The sequence below is a fragment of the Thermostichus sp. MS-CIW-38 genome, assembly GCF_054058415.1.
On the sequence record NZ_JBSSAH010000032.1, the window covers coordinates 1 to 22,559 of the forward strand.

23 protein-coding genes, 1 tRNA gene and 1 pseudogene are annotated in these 22,559 nt (G+C 58.7%); 13 read left to right on the plus strand and 12 right to left on the minus strand.

Going from position 1 to position 22,559, the window contains the following annotated elements:
* A pseudogene (locus ACVWXZ_RS10700) lies at positions 1 to 203 on the plus strand (RNA-guided endonuclease TnpB family protein); the annotation flags it as partial.
* Position 204: 1 nt separating this feature from the next.
* Here ACVWXZ_RS10700 and purU read toward each other — a convergent pair.
* The 3 genes from purU to ACVWXZ_RS10715 are packed head-to-tail and all read right to left on the minus strand — an operon-like array spanning position 205 to position 1,689.
* Positions 205 to 1,053 carry a formyltetrahydrofolate deformylase gene (purU, locus tag ACVWXZ_RS10705; protein WP_414413463.1) on the minus strand — a complete coding sequence of 283 codons (849 nt, stop codon included), beginning with the start codon at positions 1,051 to 1,053 and terminating at the stop codon, positions 205 to 207.
* Between the two features lie 57 nt (positions 1,054 to 1,110).
* Entirely contained in the window at positions 1,111 to 1,371 is a 261-nt protein-coding gene (locus ACVWXZ_RS10710; RefSeq protein WP_457403072.1) for a hypothetical protein, read from the minus strand.
* A 3-nt stretch (positions 1,372 to 1,374) separates the two neighbouring features.
* Positions 1,375 to 1,689, minus strand: coding sequence for a TatA/E family twin arginine-targeting protein translocase (locus ACVWXZ_RS10715; RefSeq protein ID WP_457403073.1), 315 nt, complete (start codon positions 1,687 to 1,689; stop codon positions 1,375 to 1,377).
* Between the two features lie 253 nt (positions 1,690 to 1,942).
* Between ACVWXZ_RS10715 and secA the strand changes: the two genes are divergently transcribed.
* Entirely contained in the window at positions 1,943 to 4,816 is a 2,874-nt protein-coding gene (secA, locus tag ACVWXZ_RS10720) for a preprotein translocase subunit SecA (protein WP_457441569.1), read from the plus strand.
* Positions 4,817 to 4,832: 16 nt separating this feature from the next.
* Here the strand turns inward: secA and thyD are convergent, their stop codons facing one another.
* Positions 4,833 to 5,753, minus strand: a complete 921-nt coding sequence (gene thyD, locus ACVWXZ_RS10725) for a thylakoid membrane protein ThyD (protein ID WP_457439939.1) — start codon at positions 5,751 to 5,753, stop codon at positions 4,833 to 4,835.
* A 347-nt stretch (positions 5,754 to 6,100) separates the two neighbouring features.
* Between thyD and ACVWXZ_RS10730 the strand changes: the two genes are divergently transcribed.
* The gene (locus tag ACVWXZ_RS10730; RefSeq protein ID WP_238376986.1) at positions 6,101 to 6,637 is read left to right on the plus strand and encodes a slr1601 family putative cell division protein; all 537 of its coding nucleotides are present in this window, start codon (positions 6,101 to 6,103) and stop codon (positions 6,635 to 6,637) included.
* A gap of 11 nt (positions 6,638 to 6,648) precedes the next feature.
* Here the strand turns inward: ACVWXZ_RS10730 and hemB are convergent, their stop codons facing one another.
* Entirely contained in the window at positions 6,649 to 7,635 is a 987-nt protein-coding gene (gene hemB, locus ACVWXZ_RS10735; protein WP_414344721.1) for a porphobilinogen synthase, read from the minus strand.
* 25 nt (positions 7,636 to 7,660) lie between these two features.
* On the minus strand, positions 7,661 to 8,620 hold the full coding sequence (locus ACVWXZ_RS10740; RefSeq protein ID WP_457482505.1) for an alpha/beta hydrolase: 960 nt from the start codon (positions 8,618 to 8,620) through the stop codon (positions 7,661 to 7,663).
* 385 nt (positions 8,621 to 9,005) lie between these two features.
* Between ACVWXZ_RS10740 and ACVWXZ_RS10745 the strand changes: the two genes are divergently transcribed.
* The gene (locus tag ACVWXZ_RS10745; protein ID WP_011434021.1) at positions 9,006 to 9,122 is read left to right on the plus strand and encodes a photosystem II reaction center protein I; all 117 of its coding nucleotides are present in this window, start codon (positions 9,006 to 9,008) and stop codon (positions 9,120 to 9,122) included.
* 316 nt (positions 9,123 to 9,438) lie between these two features.
* Here the strand turns inward: ACVWXZ_RS10745 and ACVWXZ_RS10750 are convergent, their stop codons facing one another.
* Both ACVWXZ_RS10750 and ACVWXZ_RS10755 read right to left on the minus strand, forming a co-directional pair.
* Complete coding sequence (locus ACVWXZ_RS10750) at positions 9,439 to 9,879, minus strand: hypothetical protein (protein WP_414415881.1); 441 nt, start codon at positions 9,877 to 9,879, stop codon at positions 9,439 to 9,441.
* A gap of 181 nt (positions 9,880 to 10,060) precedes the next feature.
* Entirely contained in the window at positions 10,061 to 10,699 is a 639-nt protein-coding gene (locus tag ACVWXZ_RS10755; RefSeq protein WP_457482506.1) for a biotin transporter BioY, read from the minus strand.
* Between the two features lie 23 nt (positions 10,700 to 10,722).
* Between ACVWXZ_RS10755 and hisN the strand changes: the two genes are divergently transcribed.
* Positions 10,723 to 11,571, plus strand: coding sequence for a histidinol-phosphatase (gene hisN, locus ACVWXZ_RS10760; protein WP_457482507.1), 849 nt, complete (start codon positions 10,723 to 10,725; stop codon positions 11,569 to 11,571).
* Here hisN and ACVWXZ_RS10765 read toward each other — a convergent pair.
* Complete coding sequence (locus ACVWXZ_RS10765) at positions 11,556 to 12,143, minus strand: thioredoxin family protein (RefSeq protein ID WP_041437584.1); 588 nt, start codon at positions 12,141 to 12,143, stop codon at positions 11,556 to 11,558. The two genes, hisN and ACVWXZ_RS10765, sit on opposite strands and share 16 nt — an antisense overlap.
* Before the next feature lie 207 nt (positions 12,144 to 12,350).
* Between ACVWXZ_RS10765 and ACVWXZ_RS10770 the strand changes: the two genes are divergently transcribed.
* The 3 genes from ACVWXZ_RS10770 (at position 12,351) to ACVWXZ_RS10780 (ending at position 16,219) form a co-directional block, all read left to right on the plus strand.
* The gene (locus ACVWXZ_RS10770) at positions 12,351 to 13,130 is read left to right on the plus strand and encodes a TatD family hydrolase (RefSeq protein ID WP_457482512.1); all 780 of its coding nucleotides are present in this window, start codon (positions 12,351 to 12,353) and stop codon (positions 13,128 to 13,130) included.
* A 214-nt stretch (positions 13,131 to 13,344) separates the two neighbouring features.
* Positions 13,345 to 15,843: a sensor histidine kinase gene (locus ACVWXZ_RS10775; protein ID WP_457482508.1), complete on the plus strand. Its 2,499-nt coding sequence runs from the start codon at positions 13,345 to 13,347 to the stop codon at positions 15,841 to 15,843.
* Positions 15,844 to 15,847: 4 nt separating this feature from the next.
* Complete coding sequence (locus tag ACVWXZ_RS10780; RefSeq protein WP_414404799.1) at positions 15,848 to 16,219, plus strand: DUF309 domain-containing protein; 372 nt, start codon at positions 15,848 to 15,850, stop codon at positions 16,217 to 16,219.
* A gap of 23 nt (positions 16,220 to 16,242) precedes the next feature.
* Here the strand turns inward: ACVWXZ_RS10780 and ACVWXZ_RS10785 are convergent, their stop codons facing one another.
* Together ACVWXZ_RS10785 and ACVWXZ_RS10790 are read right to left on the minus strand one after the other, a co-directional pair.
* Positions 16,243 to 16,404 carry a hypothetical protein gene (locus tag ACVWXZ_RS10785; RefSeq protein WP_011434030.1) on the minus strand — a complete coding sequence of 54 codons (162 nt, stop codon included), beginning with the start codon at positions 16,402 to 16,404 and terminating at the stop codon, positions 16,243 to 16,245.
* Between the two features lie 91 nt (positions 16,405 to 16,495).
* Positions 16,496 to 16,585, minus strand: coding sequence for a cytochrome b6-f complex subunit PetN (locus ACVWXZ_RS10790; RefSeq protein WP_244349857.1), 90 nt, complete (start codon positions 16,583 to 16,585; stop codon positions 16,496 to 16,498).
* A 156-nt stretch (positions 16,586 to 16,741) separates the two neighbouring features.
* On the opposite strand from ACVWXZ_RS10790, the gene ACVWXZ_RS10795 reads away from it, so the two are divergent.
* Together ACVWXZ_RS10795 and ACVWXZ_RS10800 are read left to right on the plus strand one after the other, a co-directional pair.
* Positions 16,742 to 16,987, plus strand: a complete 246-nt coding sequence (locus ACVWXZ_RS10795) for a hypothetical protein (protein WP_049749597.1) — start codon at positions 16,742 to 16,744, stop codon at positions 16,985 to 16,987.
* A gap of 154 nt (positions 16,988 to 17,141) precedes the next feature.
* Positions 17,142 to 17,726 carry an SRPBCC family protein gene (locus ACVWXZ_RS10800; RefSeq protein ID WP_414329799.1) on the plus strand — a complete coding sequence of 195 codons (585 nt, stop codon included), beginning with the start codon at positions 17,142 to 17,144 and terminating at the stop codon, positions 17,724 to 17,726.
* Positions 17,727 to 17,918: 192 nt separating this feature from the next.
* On the opposite strand, the gene ACVWXZ_RS10805 is transcribed toward ACVWXZ_RS10800, so the two are convergent.
* A complete protein-coding gene (locus ACVWXZ_RS10805) occupies positions 17,919 to 19,907 on the minus strand; it encodes a DICT sensory domain-containing protein (RefSeq protein WP_457403080.1) in 1,989 nt (662 codons plus the stop codon).
* A gap of 185 nt (positions 19,908 to 20,092) precedes the next feature.
* On the opposite strand from ACVWXZ_RS10805, the gene ACVWXZ_RS10810 reads away from it, so the two are divergent.
* From ACVWXZ_RS10810 to ACVWXZ_RS10820, 3 genes are all read left to right on the plus strand, one after another.
* A complete protein-coding gene (locus ACVWXZ_RS10810; RefSeq protein WP_011434035.1) occupies positions 20,093 to 20,536 on the plus strand; it encodes a 2TM domain-containing protein in 444 nt (147 codons plus the stop codon).
* Between the two features lie 120 nt (positions 20,537 to 20,656).
* Positions 20,657 to 20,727 (plus strand) — tRNA-Gly (locus ACVWXZ_RS10815).
* 776 nt (positions 20,728 to 21,503) lie between these two features.
* Positions 21,504 to 22,505 (plus strand): ABC transporter substrate-binding protein, encoded by a 1,002-nt coding sequence (locus ACVWXZ_RS10820; protein WP_414357554.1) that lies wholly within the window; start codon positions 21,504 to 21,506, stop codon positions 22,503 to 22,505.
* The last annotated feature ends 54 nt before the right edge of the window (positions 22,506 to 22,559 follow it).

Below are 22,559 nucleotides of genomic sequence, written 5' to 3' on the forward strand. Positions count from 1 at the left end.
CTGAGCAGGGCAAGTCCTACCGCAGTGGCAAGTCGTTCAAGTGTGGGCACTGTGGATGGGAAGGAGATGCGGATTTGAATGGTGCGAATGTGATTACGCTTTTGGGGGCTGCTGTAAACCAGTCTAGAGGTTCGTGGTTGGCTTGCCAACTGCAGGGCTACCGAAAGCCCGCTCTGTACTGCGAAGCAGTCAGGGTCGGGTAGTTTACGCAAACACCACCGTTTTGTTGTGGTACACCAGCACCCGATTCTCCAGGTGATACCGCACTGCCCGTGCCAGGACTAGGCGTTCCATGTCGCGGCCTTTGCGGACGAGGTCGGCAACGGTATCGCGGTGACTGACCCGCACCACGTCTTGCTCGATGATCGGCCCTTCGTCCAGATCTTCGGTGGCATAGTGGGCAGTCGCGCCGATGATCTTCACCCCCCGTTGATGGGCGCGGTGGTAGGGGTTGGCTCCGGCAAAGGCGGGCAGGGTGGAATGGTGAATGTTGATGACCGGCGGGGCTTGGCGGAGCAGCGACCCACTCAAGACCTGCATGTACTTGGCCAACACCACCAGGTCAATTCGATATTCCTGCAGGAGAGCGAGCTGACGGGCTTCGGCTGCGGCTTTGCCCTCTGGAGAAACGGGGATGTGGTAGTAATCGATACCGAAGGAGCGGGCCACCGATTCCAGGTCGGGGTGATTGCTGATGATCAAGGGGATCTCGGCGGGCAGTTCTCCCGCCCTTTGCCGCCAGATCAGATCCAAAAGGCAGTGGCTTTGCTTGCTGGCCCACAACGCAATGCGACGGCGAGTGTCGGAAAAATGCAGTTCCCAGTTGGCTTGGATCCCACGGGCAATACCCGAAAAGGCGGGGACAATTTCCCCTCGCTCCAGTTGGAAGCCCTGCAAGTCCCACTCGATGCGGCTCAAGAACAGTCCTGCCTCGGGATCCGTATGGTGATCGGCGTGAATGATGTTGCCGCCGTAGCTGTAGATGAAGCTGGAGAGCTTGGCTACCAGCCCTTTTTGATCAGGGCAAGATACCAACAGGGTGGCACTGGGCATCGGTAGACAACAGCCTCAACTTTGTGGGGACTGGCTCTCCCCAAGAGCAATCCATTCTCAATCTACCCGGTTGATCTCTTCCAATAGCCAGGGATCCACCGGCTGGCCATCCCAACGCTTTAGGTCGATGCGAATCCACATCGCCGCAGAAGAGCCGGCAGGGGGCAGTTCCTGGTGAAACGAGATCTCATAGTCAGACGGGTTTTGGCCATGCTGCCGCAGCCAGGTCTCCACCTTAGCAGGAGCGAAGTAGGACTGCCCTTGCTCGAACAGGCGCGTAATTTCCATGCCGAAGCAAAGGGGGTTAAAGCGGGGCATAGACTAAGCAGCGTCTGCGGTTTGAGCGTCGTCGGCTACGGATGGGGGGGGAGCCATCTCTGAGGTGGGTGTATCGGCTGTGGCGACCGACTCGGCTTTGGGCTCAGCCGCGGCTGCTGTTCGGGAAACCTTGGGAGGGGCGGCAGCCGTTGTCCCGCGGGTGGCTTTTTCCAGCTTTTGGGCCTCTTTGTTCAGTTGCGCCTCGAACTCTCTGGAAGCATCCTGCAGACTGCGCAGGGTTTTGGCCAGCGTGCGACCAATCTCCGGCAGTTTGCGGGGCCCAAAAACCAAGAGAGCCACCGCAAAGATGACCAACATTTCCGGCAGTCCAACACCCAAAAAATTCATGAGCCTCGGCAGAGTACGGTTTGGTCGGGATCCCTTCCCTAGACTGACATTTTCTTGCCGCGGGCTGCAAGTAACTGCCGGCTCTCCTCATCCATTCTGATGGCTTTGGTTGGCTCTGGTGTTTTGCTCTCAGCTCATCCAGGCCAACCTCTCCCTGGCCGGCCAAGTCAAAATGGTAGAATTGCATCATTAATCAATGTTCTTCATTGGCCTAGGCTTGCCCATGCTCCAAACCCTACAAAAGCTCCTCGGGGATCCTAACGATCGGAAGATCCGGCAGTACCGTCCTGTCGTCAAGCTGATCAACTCGCTGGAGATCGAGATCGCCTCTCTTTCGGATGCGGAGCTCAAGGCCAAGACCACAGAGTTTCGCCAGCGCTTGGACAGAGGAGAATCTCTGGACGATCTCTTGCCGGAGGCGTTTGCCGTGGTGCGGGAGGCCGCCAAGCGAGTTTTGAACTTGCGCCATTACGACGTACAGCTCATCGGCGGCATGGTGCTGCACGAAGGCCAGATTGCCGAAATGAAAACCGGCGAGGGGAAAACCCTGGTCGCCACCCTGCCTGCCTACTTGAACGGCCTGACTGGGAAGGGGGTTCACATCGTTACCGTCAACGGCTACTTGGCGCGGCGCGACTCGGAGTGGATGGGGCAGGTGCACCGTTTCTTGGGCCTGACGGTCGGTCTAGTGCAAGAGGGCATGTCACCCGAAGAAAAGCGCCGCAGCTACAACTGCGACATTACCTACTGCACCAACAGCGAGCTGGGCTTCGACTACCTGCGGGACAACATGGCCACCGATATCAAGGAGGTGATGCAACGGCCCTTTAACTACTGCATCATCGACGAGGTGGACTCAATCCTTATCGACGAGGCCCGCACTCCCCTGATCATCTCCGGTCAGGTGGCTCGCCCCTCCGAAAAATACCTGCGGGCAGCCCAGGTGGCGCGGGAGCTGATCCGAGATGAACACTATGAGGTGGATGAAAAAGCCCGCAACGTCATCCTTACCGACGAGGGGTTTGAAGCCGCCGAGCGGTTGCTGGGGGTCTCTGACCTGTTTGATCCCAAGGATCCCTGGGCGCACTTTGTCTTTAACGCGGTGAAGGCCAAAGAGCTCTTCATCAAGGATGTCCACTACATCGTCCGCAATCAAGAGGTGGTGATCGTGGACGAGTTCACCGGGCGGGTGCTCCCCGGCCGCCGCTGGTCTGATGGGCTGCACCAGGCGGTGGAGGCCAAAGAGGGGGTGCCGATTCAAAGCGAGAGCCAAACCCTGGCCACCATCACCTACCAAAACCTTTTTCTGCTCTATCCCAAGCTTTCCGGCATGACGGGCACGGCTCGCACTGAGGAGGCCGAGTTCGGCAAAACCTACAACCTGGAAGTTACGGTGATCCCCACCAACCGACCCATCCGCCGCAAAGATGCCCCCGACTTGGTGTACAAGACCGAAAGGGGCAAGTGGCAAGCGGTTGCCGAGGAAATTGCCCACATGCACGCCCAGGGGCGCCCCGTCCTTGTGGGCACCACCAGCGTGGAAAAATCCGAACGCCTCTCGGCCATGCTCAAGGAAATGGGGATCCCTCACAACCTCCTCAACGCCAAGCCAGAAAACGTGGAGCGGGAGGCGGAGATCATTGCCCAGGCGGGGCGAAAAGGCGCTGTAACCATTGCTACCAACATGGCCGGTCGAGGCACGGACATCATCTTGGGAGGCAATGCGGAGTACATGGCCCGCCTCAAGCTGCGGGAACGGCTGATGCCCAAGCTGGCTCAATTGGACGCCGACAACCCCTTGGGATCCGTTCAGATGGTGGGACGGGGGGGTGGCCAGGGATTTGGTGGGACAGCACCCAAGCCGAAAAAATCCTGGACGGTGGTCTCCCCCAATTTTTACCCCTGTGAGCTGTCGGCCCGCACCAACCAAGCTTTAGACGAAGTGGTGGCAGCAGCCGTGACCAAGTATGGGCTGAACCGTCTGCCAGAGCTGGTGGTGGAGGATCTCATCGCAGTAGCTTCCGAGAAAGCGCCGGTGCAGGATCCGCTAATTTTGCAACTGCGGGAGGTTTACAACAGCATCAAAGCCGAGTACGAAAAAATTACCGAGGCCGAGCACGAAGAGGTGGTGAGGCTGGGGGGCCTGCATGTGATCGGTACGGAGCGCCATGAATCCCGCCGTATCGACAACCAGCTGCGGGGCCGCGCCGGGCGACAAGGGGATCCCGGCTCCTCGCGGTTTTTCCTCAGCTTGGAAGACAACCTGCTCAAGATTTTCGGTGGCGACCGGGTAGCCAAGCTCATGGACATGTTCCGGGTGGAGGAGGATATGCCCATCGAGCACCCGCTGCTCAGCAGCAGCCTGGAGAATGCGCAGAGAAAAGTGGAAGTATACTACTTCGACATGCGCAAGCAGGTGTTCGAGTATGACGAGGTGATGAACAACCAGCGGCGGGCCATCTACTCAGAGCGGCGGCGCATCTTGGAGGGGGAAAACCTCAAGACCAAGATCCTTGACTATGTGCGCAAAACCGTTGGCGAGATCGTGCGAGCGCATGTCAACCCAGAGCTGCCCCCGGAAGAGTGGGAAATTGACAAGCTGACCGCCAAGATGCAGGAGTTTGTGCCGCTCCTGAAGCAAAACCTCAAGGTTGAGGATCTGCGGGATCTCTCCTACGAGCAGATCTTGGACTACCTGATCAAGCAGGCAGAGCTGGCCTATGAGGCCAAAGAGGCTTTTCTGGATACCTTTGAGCCCGGTTTGATGCGCAAGGCAGAGCGCTTTTTCCTGTTGCAACAGGTGGACACCCTCTGGCGGGAACACCTGCAGCAGATGGAGGCGCTGCGGGAAGCTGTGGGCCTGCGAGGCTACGGTCAGAAGGATCCCCTGATCGAGTACAAGAACGAGGGCTACGAGCTGTTCCTGGAGATGATGGACAACATCCGCCGCAACACGGTGTACAACCTATTCATCTTTACTCCCCAGATTGTGCAAGTGCCCCAGGCGGCGCGACCGGCTCCGGCACCCACTGCGGCTGCCAGCCCTGATCCCAGCTCTGCTTCAGGGGTGGTGGAAGCCGATTTCACGGAAGAATAATTGGCGTAGAGAGAAGTCAGCGGGGGAGGAGGATCTGTCGTAATGCCTCTTTCAGTTGTGGGTACTGGAAGGTAAAGCCCATCTGCAAAGCCGCTTGCGGGATCACTTTCTGCCCCGTCAAAACCACTTGAGCTGCCTCGCCCAACAGCAGTTCCAACGCCAGCTCCGGCACAGGCAACCAAGAGGGGCGACCCAAGACCTGGCCTAAGGTTCGGCAAAACTCTTCCATCTGCACCGGGTTGGGAGCGGTGGCGTTGAACACTCCGGATCCCTGCTCCAGCAGGAAGCAGACCAAGCTCACCCAATCCTCGCGGTGGATCCAAGACAGCCATTGTTTGCCGGAGCCGATCGTTCCGCCGATAAAGAACTGAAAGGGGGCCAGCATCTGCCCCAGCGCTCCTCCATCCGGCCCCAACACAATCCCTGTGCGCAGGATGGCCAAACGGATCCCCAACTCCTCAGCCGACCGGGCGGCAGCTTCCCAGGCCTGACAGACTCCTGCCAGAAAATCTTGGGCTGGGGGATCCGTCTCTGTTAAGGGTTCTCCTGCCGGATGGGATCCGTAGTAACCCACCGCCGAGCTGCTGATCATCACCTGGGGCTTTTGGTTGAGGGAGGCGAGGGCTTGGACAAGGGCCTGGGTGGTTTCCACACGGCTACGACGGATTTCTTTTTTCTTGGTCTCTGTCCAGCGAGAAGAAGCCAAAGGCTCTCCGGCCAAGTTGACAATCCCCTCGTACCCTTCCAGGGCGGCTGCCCAGGCTTGCGGTTGGTAGGGATCGTAGGGCAGCAGCTTGAGGTTGGGGGATTCCCCCAAAATGCGGCGGGCCTGCTCCAGGCGGCGGGTCAAGACCAAAACCTGATCCCCTTGCTCCAGCAGACGGGCCACCAAGCGACGCCCGATAAAACCACTTCCACCCGTGATGACAATGCGCATGATGTGGATCCGACTTGCATCTGCACAAGCCCTGTGCCGCCCTTGTCCTTTGAACGGTGCAGAGCCTTTCCGCTATTCGAACCTCTAGCCTAGCGCGTTTCCTGCCCCGCGTTGGCCATTGCCTGGGATCCCGCCATCCGTTTGCTGAGCTTGGCGAAGTGGCAGAGCCCAAGAAAGCCCAAGAATAAAAATGTTTTGCGGCAAAGCCTGACACACCTGGAAAAATCGGCTTCAATAGGCCCTAGCTGCGCTTCTTGGCAGCAGAGGTGGTTCATCGTCCCCCTATTTTCTTCCCTTCACCCGTGACACCCAAGTCTTCTTCCCGTACCCCGGCTCGCCACGTGTCTATGCGTGCAGAGCAGGTTGCTGGGCCGCGGCTGGACATCTCTGTTGCTCCACGAGTGCATCGCTCCCAAGGGCAGGGATCCCTGGTTCGGGCAGGGTTTCCCTCCTCTCTCCCAATTTCCGGTCGGCGGACGATCCCTGTCCAGCGCTCCCGCCGGCGCGGACGGCAAGAACCTGGCCACGAGCCTCAAGTCTGGGAGATGGCCTGTCACATCGGGGTGAATGTCTTGTTTACGGCGGCTGCCCTCAGTGGTTTGTATCGCCTCTTGCCGGTGCAGTTGGCTCAGCACCACCGGCTCCAGGTTCTGGAGCGGCATATCGAGGTCTTGTCCACTCGGATTTCTCGGCTGCAGGAGGGGGTGGATCGAGGTATGGATCCCTTGCAGCAGGAGGCCCTGATCAAGGAACGGCTGAATCGGGTGCCACGCAATCAAATTCAGGTGCGTTTGGTGGATCCCAGTACCTGGGTGGCGGACGACGAGAAGAACACCCACCCTTCCTGGATCGGGCAGTCCACCCAGCCGTCTGCCAGGCCGTAGGCTGCCTCTGCCTAGGCTTGTTTGAGAAGCAAGGCCACCTCTTTGGCAAAGTAGGTGAGGATGATATCGGCACCGGCCCGCTTCATGGCCAGCAGGGATTCCATCATCACTTTTTTGCCGTCGATCCAGCCTTTTTGTTCGGCGGCTTTGATCATGGCGTACTCGCCGCTGACGTTGTAAGCGGCCACGGGCAGATCCGTCGATTCCTTGACTCGGTAGATGATGTCCAGGTAGGCCAGGGCCGGCTTCACCATCACCATGTCCGCCCCCTCGGCTTCGTCCAGCTCCACTTCCTTGATGGCTTCCCGAGCATTGGCAGGATCCATTTGATAGCTTTTCTTGTCTCCGGATTTGGGCGCGGATCCCAGGGCATCGCGGAAGGGGCCGTAGAAGGCAGAGGCATATTTGGCAGAATAGGCCAGGATCGCCACATCGGTATAGCCTTGGTCGTCCAGGGCCTCCCGAATGGCGCCGACGCGACCATCCATCATGTCCGAGGGGGCCACAATGTCGGTTCCCGCCTCTGCTTGGGAGAGGGCTTGCTTGACCAAAACTTCCACCGTCTCGTCGTTGAGGATCACCCCATCCCGCACAATGCCATCGTGGCCATCGCTGTTGTAGGGATCCAAAGCCACATCGGTTACCACCAAAATCTCGGGAATTTCCTGTTTAATCCGCCGCACCGCCCGCTGGATCAAGCCCTCTGGGTTGAAGCACTCCTGCCCGGTGGGATCCTTTTTCTCTTCCGGCACCACCGGGAACAGGGCCACCGCCGGGATCCCCAATTGAGCGGCTTCTTCCACCTCCTTTAGCAGCAGGTCTAGGGTGTAGCGGTAGCAGCCGGGCATCGACTCCACTTCCTGCCGCTGGTTCTCCCCCTCCATGACAAACAGGGGATAGATCAGATCCTGCACCCGCAGGTGGGTTTCCTGCACCATCTGGCGGAAGGCCTCTGTGCGCCGCAGCCGACGGGGACGGTAGATCAGGTCTTGGCTCATGAGAGCAGGGGGAAAGAGGGCGTTTCTATTTTGCCATGAGGTCGGTAGGGGCTGAGCTGGTCGTCCGGCGAGGGGCGACATCCGGGGCAGAGGGGAAATGCCGGGCCAGCCAGCGGTGGAGGGTCTCTTTTACCGCTTCCGCTTGGCAGTCGTGCAAAAGATCGTGGCGCGACCGGGGAAAATCGTGGATCTCTCCCTGGGGCAGCCGACGGGCAAAATCCACAGCTCCCGCAGGATTGACGACGATATCGGCGGAGGTGTAAAGCAGCAAAACCGGCAGGCGGAGCCGATGGGCTTGGTCGAGGCAGCGCTGTCCACTGCGCACCAGTTCGGCTGTAAATCTGGCCCGCGTCACACCGCACATGTAGGGATCCGCCGCAAAGGCGGCTTGCTGCTCGGGTAGGGAAGTCACCCGCGCCGGCTCGTAGAGGCCGGTCAAGGCCAACTGGGGAATAACCCTGTCCAAAACTTGCAGAAGGGCGTGGGTAAAAGGGGTGAAATAGTGGTCGATGCGAAAAGCCGGAGAGATGAGAACCAGGCCCTGCACTTGGTCGGGATGGGCGAGGGCATATTCCGTAACCCAGTTGGCCCCCGCGCTGTACCCGCACCAGATCTGCGGGATCCCTTTCTGCGGCCAGACCTGCTGGGCGATCCTCTCCAGATCCGCTTGATATTGGCTGAAGCGGTCGATCCAGCAGCGGATCCCGCCGGAGCGACCAAATCCCCGCATGTCGGGAGCCAAAACCTCCCACCCTTGAGCAGCCAACTCGCCGGCCAAAGGGCAAAACCCGCCGCCGTGATCCCCTTTACCGTGCAAAAGCAACACCCGTCCGCAAGGGGATCCCTGGGGCCAGTGGTGCAGAAAAGCCGGGATCCCATCGGAAAGCGGCAACTCCTGGGGCCGATAGATCCCCGACGAAGGTTGCGGCTGAGCTCCCGACCGCCCATCCAGAGCCTCTAAGTCACCTAACCGATCAAAAGGCATGGGCAAATCCAACACACGTCCGGCAAGACCCGACAAAGCCACAAATCCTATCTTCCTATGTCCCAGTCGCCCGCGAGCGTTGCTGCCGCTGAGGAGTTGCAATCTTTGTTTCCAGCCCAAAATATTTCTTAACAATCTCTGCTCTTGCCGGGGATCCCTAACAGGCCAAGCTTTGCAGCTTTTCCTGAGGGCGTGATGAAAGGAGCTCTCAGGGCGAACTGGGGCCATTTGCGGGAAAAAGGGCCGCTGAGAGGTATGATGTTGTGAAGAAGTTTTGCGGGGTCTCAGGTTGAACGGGATCCCCTCTCTGGGGTGGTTCACCCTTGTTTTACGATTGCCTTATCGCTTCATCAGTTCACTCAGTCGGAAACGGGTTGCTGAAACTATGCTGTTACTGAAAATCTCTGTTTACGCGGTTGTCATCTTTTTTGTGGGGCTTTTTGTGTTTGGTTTTTTGAGCAACGATCCCTCCCGCAACCCCAACCGTCGAGACCTGGAGTAGGGGATCCCGCCTTGGGCAGCTTGCGAACCCAAGTGATAACCGGCTCATAGCTTGAGGGGGCATGCCTCTGGCCCTGTTTTTGTGGAACTCTGCCGGTCGCACCGGCGGCGCGGAACGCTAGCCCTGGGGAAATTGACGCCTGTGGAGATCCCTCCGGCGGTGCGGCGACGCAAGCTGCTGCTGGTTAGGGGTTGTGGAAGCAAGAAGAAAGCCGCAGCGGTGAGCAAGATTCAGTCCTTGTTCGGACTTCGGCCCGCTGGTGGGCATTCCCCTCTGGAGTGAATGGCCTCGCCTCAAAGCTGGCAACTCGGCTGGCTCACTGGAAGGCGGTAATCAGCAATGTCTGGGATCCGGAGCGATTCTGTTGGTCAAACGCGGTAATCCGGAACTGCCAAACGCCGATGGGATCCCCGAGGGCAACGCGGAAATCGGTACTGAAGCTACAAAAGGTGGCCCCGGGATTGCAGCCGGCCTGCTGCGGGCTGAAGAATTCCCTCTGCACACGCACGCCGCTGGGGTTGAAAGTTTCCAGCTCGAGGAACTGCGTTGGACGAGCACCACCCGGCACACTCACCTGCACCGTAAAAGCCGGCGTGGAGGTGCCTACCCGCACCGAGGTGGGCGCATTGATAAACGAAACCGTTGGGCCTTGGGGTGGGGGCAGGGTCGAGCCCCCTGAGCTGCCGCCATCTCCACAGGCAGCCAGCCCGGTTGCCAAAAAGCCGGTGGCCAAAAGGATCAGAGCAGTACGTTGCATCCCTCAGTTCCTCACGAAAACCCGTCAATCCTCACAAGACTTGACCAGAATCTACGCCTCCATCTGGGACTGCCGTTGGGGTTAGCACGGCTCTAAGTTACTTTCTGCCGCCGCAGCCTGAGAAAGGAGGCGCCCCGACCCAAATCTGCATGGGCCTTTGCGCACAGTTGGTTCCTCCGCTTCAGAGCAGCAGCAAGCGCCGCAACAGCAACGCTATCACCGCAACAAAGCTGGCCACGATGAGCTGTCCCGGCAGAGTATAGCCGGAGTAAAGCCCTATCAACCTCAGCAACTCCTCGTTCCAGGGTTGTGTGGCCAAAAGGTAGAGAATCCCGGTCAGGTGAACCAAGGCCAAAGCCACCAAGCTGCCGGATCCCAACTCTTGGAGGCCCACCGGGGAGTCAGGGATCCCTCCTGCCAACCGCTTCCCATCGACAGCACGTTGGCGGGCCAGAGGAGAAGGATAGGGATCCCGTTGCGGAAAAGCAATTGTCCCGCAGGCCCAAGCTCCCGGCAAAAACCCCAGCAAGTAGCCAAAGGCAGGCTGGTATAGGTACTGCCACCCTCCCCCTTGGGCAAACACCTGTAGCCCTGCCAGCCCCAACCCTAGGTAGACGATCTGGGCGCACACCGCCGCCACCGGCCCCGCCAAACAAGCCGTCAGCAACACGCCCCCAATTTGCAGCGAGAAGCTGTATCCCCCCAACCCAGGCAGCTCCGGCGGAAAACTCAAATGGGTTAGGGTGCCCAAAATGGTCAGGAGGACCCCAATCGCCGTCCAAAGCCATTCCAGAGGAGTTAAGAGCAAGCCAGACCGCATAAACCGAGAGGAAATTTTTCCCTATGCTAAGAAAGGGAAGGGGCAGATGGGGTGGGCAAAAGGTGGTCAAGGCAGAGTGGATTGAACTGGCCCAGGCCCTGGCCGATGCTGCCGGAGCGGTGATTCGCCCCCTGTTTCGCAGAGAACTGCAAGCCGAATACAAAGAGGCCCGCTCCCCAATTGTGACGGTGGCCGACCGGGAGGCAGAGCGGGCCATGCGGGCTTTGCTCATGGCCCAAGTGCCAGAACACAGCATCCTTGGCGAAGAGTTTGGTTTTCACCAGACGGGATCCCTCTACACTTGGGTTTTGGATCCCTTGGATGGCACCATCGCCTTTTCCACCGGCAAGCCCACCTTTGCTACTCTGATTGCCCTCTTGGAAGAAGACCGCCCCATTTTGGGCATCATCGATCAGCCGGTGTTGCGCGAACGCTGGCTGGGGGTACGGGGACAGCCCACTCAATGGATAACCCCCTCTCACCGACAGGCTGCTCAAACCAAGGCCAATACCGACCTCAGCCGCGCCTACTTGAGCTGTACCACCCCTGATTTGTTCACCCAACCCGACCAACAACGGTGCTTCCAGGGGCTCAGCCAAGCAGTTCACGTTACCTCCTATGGGGGCGATGGCTACCAGTACGGCCTGCTGGCCAGCGGCTGTGTGGATCTGGTGATGGAGTGTGGCCTTGCCCTCTACGATTTTGCTGCCCTTGTGCCGGTGATTGAGGGATCCGGTGGCGTGATTACCGATTGGCGAGGGGATCCCTTAACCCGCACCTCCACGGGAGAAGTGTTGGCGGCAGCCAACCCCAGCTTGCATCGACAGGCCCTGGCCGCGATTCAAAAAAGCGGGATCTACCCAGCGAAATAAGCAGGCTCATTGCCAGGTTTCCACTTGATGTTGCAGCCCAGGCTGGGCTTTTGGTCGGGATCGATGGGCTTGCCGGCCAGAAGGTTATCCAGCGCCGCCCGCAAATCTTTGCCCGTCACCGGCACATCGGTCAGGCTGGGACGGCTGTCGTCCAGTTGACCGCGATAGACCAACTTGCGATCCGCGTCGAACAAGAAAAAGTCGGGGGTGCAGGCGGCGGTGAAGGCTTTGGCCACCTCTTGGGTTTCGTCGTAGCAGAAGGGGAAGGTAAAGCCCAAGGTCTCGGCCATCTTCTTCAAGTTCTCTGGGCTGTCATCCGGGTATTTCTCCACATCGTTGGCGCTGATGGCTACAATGCCGACGCCGCGATCCTTGTAATCTCTGCCAAGGCGGGCCAGCTCCTCTTGCACGTGCTTCACATAGGGACAGTGCTGGCAGATGAACATCACCAGCAGGGCCGGCTTGTCGGCAAAGGTGGAGAGGGAGATGGTTTGGCCGCTCACCACATCCGGCAGGCTGAAGTCAGGGGCTGGGGTGCCCAAAGGCAGCATGGTTGAGGGGGTACGGGCCATAACAAACCTCCAGCGTAAGGTTTCCTCAATCATTGTGGATCATCCTGCTCCCACAGGAGCCGTCGCAAGGGGATCTCGCCGGCAAACGGGAGCGCCGGAAGGGATCCCAAGCAGGCCGGGGACAGCTTTTACAATTGGATAAGGTTGGCAACACGATTGTTGGGGAGCTGAGCCTTGAGCACCGCCGTCTTACCTGCTGCTCCTTTGGTGGATACTCACGTCCACCTCAACTACCCCGATTTTGCCGCGGATCTGCCCCAAGTGGCCGAGCGCTGGCGTCAGACGGGGATCCGGCGTTTGGTGCATTCTTGTGTAACACCGGCAGAATTCCCCCAGTTGCAGGCCATTGCCGACCAGTATCCGGAAGTATTTTTGTCGGTGGGGCTGCACCCTTTGGAGGCGGGCCAGTGGCAGCCCGATTTGGCCGAAAAGATCGCCCACCTGGCCGCCAGCGACGAGCGAGTGGTGGCTATCGGGGAGACGGGCCTGGATTTCTACAAGTCCAACCCGGCGGATATCGAGCGGCAAAAAGAATCCTTCTGGGCCCAGATTGCCATTGCCCAAGCGCAGGATCTGGCGTTGATCGTCCATTGCCGCGAGGCGGCAGCAGCCACCTACGCCATCCTCAAGGAGGCCATGGCCACGGGGGGGCCAGTGCGGGCGGTGATGCATTGCTGGAGCGGATCCCCGGTGGAAACCCGGCAGTTTGTGGAGCTGGGCTGCTACATCAGCTTCAGCGGCATTGTTACTTTCAAGAACGCCGAGACCGTCCGCCAGTCGGCCTTGGAGGTGCCCCTATCCCAGCTTTTGGTGGAAACGGATTGCCCTTTTCTGGCTCCCACCCCCTTCCGCGGCAAACGCAATGAGCCGGCTTACGTGCAGCGGGTGGCCCAAACCTTGGCGGAGCTGCTTGGGATCCCACCGGAAAAACTGGCAGAAGAAACCAGCCAGAACGCTGCTCGCCTGTTTCAGCTGCCTCTCCTCTAGCTCTGCTTTCCGAGGGCGCGGGTGAGCCGTAGGCCATTCCCGGCTCCAGATCTCAGGCGATTCCAACCCGGGAAACCCTGAGTTACCATTTTTAACTTTTTCTTTAACTTTTCTTTTGAGCCCGCTTACCTTTCTCAAAGACATCCTATGCTGGAAAAAAGGGATGTATCTCTAGATACTTCCCGTTAATCCCAGGGGCTAGGGGCTTGCAACTATGGATACTGAAACGTGGGCTGCCGCAGCTCGACCCAGCCGAGATGCCCTCATCAACCGCATCACCCACCAGATTCGGCAATCCCTGGAGCTGGAGGAAATCCTCAAGGCAACAGCGGAAGAGATACGGTCTTTTCTGGAAACGGATCGGGTGAAGGTGTACCGCTTCGACCCGGAAGGGCATGGGACGGTGGTGGCGGAAGCGCGAGGAGGGGAGCGGCTGCCCTCGCTCTTGGGGCTGACTTTCCCGGCAGGGGACATTCCCGAGGAGGCGCGGCGGTTGTTTCGCCTAGCTCAGGTGCGGGTGATTGTGGATGTGGAGGCGCAGAGCCGTTCCATCAGCCAGCCGGAGTCTTGGGGGTTGTCTGCTAGGGTTCCTCTGGGCGAGCCGCTGCAGCGGCCCGTGGATCCCTGCCATGTTCACTATTTGAAATCCATGGGGGTGGCCTCTTCCTTGGTGGTTCCCCTGATGCATCACCAGGAGCTATGGGGGCTGTTGGTCTCCCATCATGCTGAGCCTCGTCCCTACTCCCAAGAAGAGCTGCAGGTGGTGCAGTTGCTGGCGGATCAAGTTTCCATTGCCATTGCTCAGGCGGAATTGCTGGAGCAGGCGCGGCAGAAGGCGCAGCAGGAACGCCTCATCAACCAAATTGCTGCTCTAGTTTACTCGCCCCTGCACCCGGAGACGACCTTGACCACGGTGCTGGAGCAGCTTGCTGCCGGTTTGCAGGGGATCGGGGCACGGCTGCGGATCCACTTTATGGGCTCAGATACCCTCTGTTGTCATGGCGTGCAACCCCCGGCCAGCTACGACACCTGGCTACAGGAGCAGCTCGGAAGGGCCGGAGGAGCGGGGGGCTGGGTCAAGATGTGGTCGCTCTCCCACTTGGAGAAATGGCCGGAGCTGCAAGAGCAGATGAAGCAGACGCCCATTCGTGGCCTGCTGATGGTACAGCTTGTCTGGAATGACCAGCCCGTGGGCTGGCTGAGCGTGTTTCGCGCGGCCATCTGCCAAGAAACCCACTGGGCGGGTTACCGTTGGTTTGCTCAGGGGGATCCCAGACAAGAACTGCCTTTGATCTCTTTTGCTGCCTGGCGGGAGCTGAAAATTGACGAGCCTAAGGCTTGGTCAGCTGCAGAGCAAGAGCTGATGAGTCGGGTCGGGGTACATTTGGCCCTGTCCATTACGCAAAATCAGCTCTACCGGCAGTTGCAAACCCTCAACGCCCGTCTGGAGCAGGAGGTGCAGGAGCGGACGGCGGCCCTGCAGCGATCTCTGGCTATGGATGCCCTCTTGCAGCGGGTCACCGACCAGGTGCGCAGCAGTTTGGAGGAAGCCCAGATCCTGCGGGCAGTGGTGCAAGAATTGGCTCTGGGGCTGTCCATCCAAGGGTGCGATCTCTGTCTCTACGATTGGGCATCTGGCCAGGCGACGGTGCGCTATGAATACACCTCTGCTCTACCACCTGCCGGTGGGATCACCCTGACCTTGGCCGACTACCCCGATCTCTACCGGCACCTGCAAGGGGGTCAAGCGGTGCAATTCTGCCATTTGCCTGGGCAGGGCTGGATCCCCCGTCGGGAAGGGCTGACCCTGCTGGTGTGCCCGCTGCGGGATGACCAAGGGGTGCTGGGGGATCTCTGGCTGGCGAAGCCGGCAGCCGAGTGCTTTGATGAACTGGAGGTGCAGGTGGTGCAGCAGGTGGCGGATCACTGCGCCATTGCCATCCGCCAGGCCCGCCTCTACCAGGCTTCTGTGCAGCAAATTGGTGAGCTGGAGCGCCTCAACCGCCTTAAAGACGATTTTTTGAGCACCGTCTCCCATGAGCTGCGCACCCCCATCACCAACATGAAGATGGCCATCCAACTGCTGAAAACCGCCCGCGCCCCCCAAAAACGAGAGCAATATCTCAAGATCTTGGAGCAGGAGTGTGAGCGGGAGGCGGAATTGGTGAACGACCTGCTGGATCTGCAGCGGTTGGAGCAGGGATCCAAAACGCTCCATCTGGAAGAAGTGCCGCTGGCAACCTGGCTGCCCAGCGTGCTGGAGCCGTTTCTACAGCGGGCCCAGGCCAACCAGCAACGGTTGCAGTGGCAGATCGCGCCGAATGTGGGCAAGGTGCTCACCGATCAAGGTGGCCTGGAGCGGGTGGTGCAGGAGCTGGTCAACAACGCCTGCAAGTATACTCCCCCAGGGTGCAGCATCTGGGTAACAGCGCAGCGCTCTGGCCCGCAGCAGGTGGAAATTCGGGTGATCAACGAGGGAGTAGAAATTCCCCACAGCGAGTGGGAGCGCATCTTCGAGAAGTTCTACCGCATTCCCAGCGGGGATCCCTGGAAGCGGGGCGGCACCGGCCTGGGCCTGGCTTTGGTCAAGCAGTGGATGCAGCGGCTGGGGGGCAGCGTCTCGGTGGAGAGTTCTCAAGGCAAAACCTGCTTTACCCTGGTGTTGCCGCAGGGATCCCTGCCTGTGCAGACATCCCCCCTGGCCTGTGCCTAGCGACATGAGCGACGCCCCCTCAGAAGCGCTGCGTCTGGCCGCCGAGCAGTTTAACCGGGGGGAATTTTACGCCTGCCACGACACCCTAGAGGCCCTGTGGATGGAAGCAGTGGATCCAGAGCGGCGCTTCTACCAGGGGCTTTTGCAAACCGCCGTGGCCTACTATCACCTGCAAAACGGCAACCGCCGCGGCTGCATGATCCTGTTGGGGGAGGCCAACCGCAAGCTGGCGGACTTTCTGCCCACCTACGCTGGATGGGATGTGCAAGCCCTGTGGCAGGCTAACCAGGGCATCCTGCGGCATCTTTCTCAACTGCAACCCCAGGATCCCCTGCCTTACCTGGCCATCCCCACCCTGAGTTGGGTTGAAGACTGACCTGAGCAGGCCCAACAGCGGCGCTAGCGCTTGGAGCGACGGGCTTTGCGCTCAACTTCGTTGCGTCGCCGCCGATCCCGCCAGTCGATGAAGGTAATGTAGCCAACGCCCAGGGTTACGGCTGTCAACAGCAAAAAGATGCTTCCGTAGGCGATGCGGGCGACCAAGGGAAGATCGGTTTCCATGGTGTGAGCGGGGGTAACCCCGTCAATATCGGCGGCAGGAACAACAAGATGAATGCAAGATGGATGTGAGGCTCAATCCAGGCATGACAAATTACATGCCGTTGCGCCCCCAGACCACCAGGGCAATGGAAAGAACGAAGAAGGTGGGGACGGCAATCCAGCCAAGGGTGATGATGTCCATAGGTCTAGCCCAGCTAAAGAGGGGTTATCTCGAGGTGATCCCATTTTACGAGAGGAGATCCCTTGTCAACGGACATCTACGAACACCTGTTTTCAGTTCAAGCTGGCTACAGTGGAGTTAAATCTGAAACGTCTGAGCCAAACGAGGTGGGATCCGATGGTACTGGACACATTGCCGCTGGTTGCCGCTGTAGCCATCGCCATTTTTATGCTGGTTTTTTGGGTGCGGGTGGTTCGAGAGGCCATCTGGACAACGGTGGGGATTGTAATCATCTTGGCCGTGTTGTACGTGGTCTTTAGAATTGGCCCGCGGCAGGTGCTGCAGGAGTTGCGGGATCCCTTTGCCCTTCTAGAACAGGTTTGGCAGGTGATCGTCGGTTGGTTCCAGGCCCTTCTCCCCTAGAGTTCGTTATCTGCTATACAGTTCCCTGATACAATAGAAAACACAGGGGGGCAGCCTATTGGAACTGCTGGCGAATGGTTTGTCCAGTCAAAAATCGATTCCCTCTCCGGTTTCCGCACTGCTCTACAGCACCTACGCGACTGAAGTTCTCGCCATGCCTTCTGACCCTGAATGGGATCCCCAAGACCCCACCCCAGAAGATGGGATCCCCATTCCTGCTGGCGTCAGCGGGACGGAGTCCTCAGACATCCAGGTGGAGGTGGAGGATTTGGGGGAGCGCCGCTGCCAAGTGCGAGGTCGCGTCCTGATTCCGGTGGAGCGGCAGCAGGTCTGGCAGGTTTTGACCGACTACGACCATCTGGCGGAGTTTATTCCCAACTTGGTGGAAAGTCGCGTCATTGGCCGTGAGAATGGCCGCACACTGGTACGTCAAGTGGGATCCCAAAAGGTTTTATTTGCCCAATTTTCTGCTGCGGTGGTGCTGGCTATCGAGGAGATCTTTCCTCAGCAGCTTCGCTTCCAAAAAACACAAGGGGATTTTCTTATCTTCGAGGGGTTTTGGGATCTGGCCGATTGGTCGGCCCATCAAACCTTGCTCACCTACCACCTGCAGGTCAAGCCTCCCCGCAGAATGCCTGTCGGTCTGGTGGAGCGCCGCATTTGCCAAGATTTGGCCCTGAACTTACAAGCCATTCGGGAGCGCTGCCTGAGTTTGTCGGATCATTCCAAGCCCGTTTGAGGCGCGCCCAATAGGTACCTCGTTCCCCAAGCGCTCCGCGCCGCTGACGCGACCACTCTCAGCCCTTCTGCCAAAGAAGAGGGGGGCTGGGGAACAGCTTTATTGCCATTTGTGGGATTTGATATTCGAGCTGGAATTTGCCAGGTGGATCCCAGAGGCAAAGTGGGCCGGTGGTCCTTCACCTTTCGAGTCTCAAGCAGCGATCGAGGGCTGTCCTTGGGTGTGTGGGTGCGCTATCGGCAGGGTGAAGTGGAAGGCACTGCCCTGATTGATCCCCCCCGATTCTGCCCAGATGCGCCCCCCCATGGCCTCAATGATCAGTCGGCAAATGGCTAGCCCCAAGCCCGTCCCACCCACCGAGCGCCGCAGGGATCCCTCTGCTTGATAAAACCGCTCGAAGATGGCTTGCAACCGGTCTGGCTCAATGCCGCGCCCGGTGTCGGCAACAGTGAACTTCACCATCGCCCCCGTCGATCCACCGGCTGGTGGCTCCACTTCTGCCCGAATCCAGATCCGTCCGGTGGAAGGGGTAAATTTGCAGGCATTGTCCAGCAGCTTACGCAACACCTCCACCAGCCACTCCCCATCCGCCCTAACCATTGGCAGCCGTTTGGGCAGCACCTGCTCGATGGTGGGCAAGTCTTCGTGCCGCCGTCGCGCTTTGACATTGCTCAGGGCCAGCTCCACACATTCTTGAGCAGACAACGGCTCGATATGCCAGCGAACGCGACCACTTTCCAGCTTGGAGAGGGTGAGAAAGTCCTGCACCAACTCCCGCAGCCGATCGGCATCTTGCAGGGCTGTGTTCAACATTTCCTGGCGCATCTCCAGGGGCATGTCGGGGTCGCTGGCCAAAGACTCCAAACACACCTGAATGGTGGACAGCGGGGTGCGCAGCTCGTGTCCGGTCACGGCAATCAGCTCTGATTTGGCCTGATCCAGAGCTGCCAACTGGCGATTGAGCTCTTCTAGGTGCTGATAGGCTTCTGCCTGCAAGAGGGCTACCCCCACTTGGTTGGCAATGGCTTCTGCCAACTCCAGAGTGGCCGGCTGCCAGCGGTGAGGGTGTTCGTGGTGTAGCTCCAATAGGCCCAGCAACCGCCCTTGATAGAGAATCGGCATGGCCACCCAAGCCCGAATTTGGGCCGGCTGCCACAGCTCCGGCACTCGCTGCAGGCGGGGATCCTTTTGGGTATCCTCGCAGCACACCACTTGTGCCGAGGCCATTGCCTCCCGCAAAAAAGGGTTGCTGGGAAGAGGCCACAGGGATCCCTTAAGGCTGCCCATCGTTAGGGTGCGGTACTCCTGCTCAATCTGAACAGCAGGGGCCTGGCCATCGTAACGGTAGATCAAACATCGCCCCACCTCTGCCACTTGCCCCAGCTCCTGCACAGCAATTGCCAAAATCTCGCCGGGATCCAAAGACTGGCGAATGGCACTGCTGATGCGGTTGATCAGATGCTCTTTGCGCTCTTGCACCCGAATGGTGCGGTAGGCCCGCTGCAGTTTGTATTGCCCTGCCTGGAGATAGGTGATCAGCCGCTCGGTAAAGGGGCCTGGATTCAGTTGGCTGGCGGAGTTTTGCGGGGATCCCTTGAGGTACTGGCGAAGGGGCTCAAGGCGAGGTTCCAGATCCGGTCGGTAACTGAGGATCTTGGGCAACAGGGCCAAAGCCGCTTGGACTGTAATCTGACGATCAAATGACCAGATCCCATCAAATTGGCGAGCTGCATCCATATCGCTGCTTTGCCAAGGACGCTCCCGCTGCATCTGCAAGCGTTCTCGACACACGAGGCAGGTGGCATAGTGGGCATCGATGACGATCAAGTGCCACTCCTGCACCAAGGGATCCTCTGGATCCAAGGGAATGGTGTGGTAGGGCAGGTCTGTCTGAGCAAAATCCTTTTCTGGGGTCGCCAACACAAACACGTCTTGGGCCATTGCGCTGATGCGCTGGTAGCGCCGTGCCTCCTGGCGGTAGTAGCGCTCCTTTTGAAAGTTAGCGAATACCCACGGGGATCCCTGCCCTTGCAGCACCTGATCCTCAATGGCGTGGCTGAGGGCAACCAAAGAGGATTTGAAATACAGTTGTGGGCGCAGGTGCGGCAAAGCCTGCAGCAGATCGCTCAATAGGGAGGTACGACTCTGGCGAAGGTAAGATCTAGAGCGGGTGGAGGCCATAACCCTACTGGCAAGCACAGATCACAGGCAGTACAGGGACACTTAACCCCAGAGAAGGAGGCTCGCAGTCTAGGTTTAGTCTAACGGTTGGGATCCCGCGGCGGAGGGAGCTTCATAAGGCGCAAGATCCAGCTAGCCCAAACTAAGAGATATAAAGTTTACGAAGTTATATGTAAGTCAGCCAAATGTCGGGATCCCGGTACAGCCAAGAGGACGTGCAGCAGATCCTCCAGCGGGCCATTGCCCGCCAGCCACGCCTGGGCGAGTTCACCCGCTCCCAACTGCAGGAGATGGCTGCCGAACTGGGGATCTCCCCCCAAGAGCTGGACTTGGCCGAGCAGGAATGGAAGGCCTGGCAAGAGCTGAACAGCCAACACCGAGAATTCCAGCGCTACCGCCGTCGGCAGTTTTACCAACTGCTGGGCCGCTATGGAATTGTCAACAGCTTTTTGCTGGGCTTAGACTGGCTCTCCGGTGGAGGGCTATCTTGGTCGCTGTTTATCCTCATGGGGTGGGGCTTGACCGTTGCCCTCAAGGGCTGGAACGCCTACCAAACGGAGGGTGAACGCTACGAGAAAGAGTTTCGCCAATGGCAAAGGAAACGCCAGAAAGATCTCCAGAGCAAGTAAGCCCAGCCTACCGGAGAAGTCTGTCCCGCTGATGGAGATGGATTTTTCTCCAAACTCTGAGTGGGAAGGGGCACCGCCGAGAGATGCTACCATAGATACTCAGCATCGCTGAATGCCCGTGCGGGCGTAGTTTAATGGTAAAACCGCAGTCTTCCAAACTGCTGTTGTCGGTTCGATTCCGTCCGCCCGCTTCCCAACACTGGGCAGGCCTTAAACTAAACCTCAAAACTCGCCTGCTGTAGGCCTTTCCGGGCCCAACCTAGCCCCAAGGCAACGGTTGAGTTCGGGGCGAAAAGTGTCTGCGAGGGGGGTGGAGAAGGAGCAAAGCAGGAGGAGTCTTGTGAGCTTTTGGTCTGACCGTGGCGTATCGCGGCTGGGGTGGTACTACCGTGGAAGGCGTTACCGGTTGTCGACGGGGGTGCCGGATACGACGGCAAGCCGGCGGGTGGAGTCGGAAGCTGGTTGCCTTGGTTAAGCTTCTCTAGGAGGAGCTAGATAAGGAAGACGCTTTCGGATCCCTATAGCCAAAGTACAGGGTATGTGGTTCCAAAAAGCATAGCTGGTTGAACCAAGCTGTGCTTTTTCCTCTCACAATCTGGCCGGTAATTTTTCTTAATCAGAACTTAATCTCAAAATAACCAGAAAATAACTTTTGGATGATTTTATTGAGGTATTCTGAGCTGTATTCAACTCCTAAAATAGGGGGAAACCTGGGAACCCCGAAGCCAAAGCTTCCCTCGGCTTCCTGCGAGTTTTGTGAGCGAAGTGGGATCCCTGCTACGCAGGGGGTGCTTCTATCCATATCCATGTGGTTGTGACTTATAGTGGCTGTGATAGATGTTGTCTGAAAAGCTGCAATACAGGCTTATTCTCCGGTGAATTTGGGCAATGCTCTCATTTGTGCCAGATCGGCAGTAAAGTGAGAGTAAATGCAAAAACCGATTTTGGAATGGTTAGGAGAATCACCGTGCGTCCTCTATCTTTGTTGGCGGTGCTTTGCAGCGTGGCTTTTGCCCAGCCTTTTGCGTGGGGATCCTTGAGCTCAGCCTGGGCTAAGCCTTCCGGGACGTTGCGTTTGTACACCTCCCAACCCGATGCAGATGCTCAGAAAACTGTTGCTGCATTTCGGGAAGTTTATCCAGAGGTTTCGGTGGAGATCTTTCGCTCCGGCACCGAGGAGGTGATCAGCCGCTTTCTTTTAGAAGCAGAAAAGGGCAGCCCCCAGGCAGATGTGTTGTTGGTGGCCGATGCGCCCACCTTTGAGCTGCTGAAAGCCCGCAATTTGCTGGAGTCCTACTGCAGCCCTGAGGCCAAAGCCATCGCTGCCACCTACTACGACCCAGACTGCCACTACTTCGGCACCAAGATCTTGGCCACGGTGATCGTTTACAACACGGCCAAAGCCCAGCCCATCGATAGCTGGGCAGCCCTGGCCCAGGTTCCTGAAGGCCAACTGGTGATGCCCAGCCCTACCTATTCGGGCGCCGCCGCCTACAACTTGGGGGTTATCACCCGCACCCCCGGCTTGGGCTGGGAGTGGTACGAAGCCCTGAAAAAGAACAAGGCAGTGCTGGTGCAAGGCAATGGCGCTGTGGCTCGCAACGTCGCCAGTGGCGAACAAAGCTACGGCATGGTGGTGGACTTTCTCGCCATTCGCAGCCGCAACGAGGGATCCCCAGTGGAGGTGGTCTATCCCAAGGAGGGTGTGCCATTGATTACAGAGCCGGTGGGAATTGTAAAAGGAACGCCCAACCTGGAAGCTGCCCAGGCTTTTGTGGACTTCTTGCTGTCTCAGAAGGGGCAGGAGGTTGCTGCAGGGATGGGCTATATGCCACTGCGGCAGGATGTCACACCTCCGAAAGGGTTCCCCGCCTTGAGCGAGCTGAAGATCTTAAGCGTGCCGGCGACGGAGTTGGCCGAGAGCCGCGAGGCCGACAAGGCTCGCTTTGCCAAGTTGTTTGGGGAATAGGTTGACATCAAGCTGGCCAGACGCTGGCCAAGTCTTGCGGTGGAAGGACTTGAG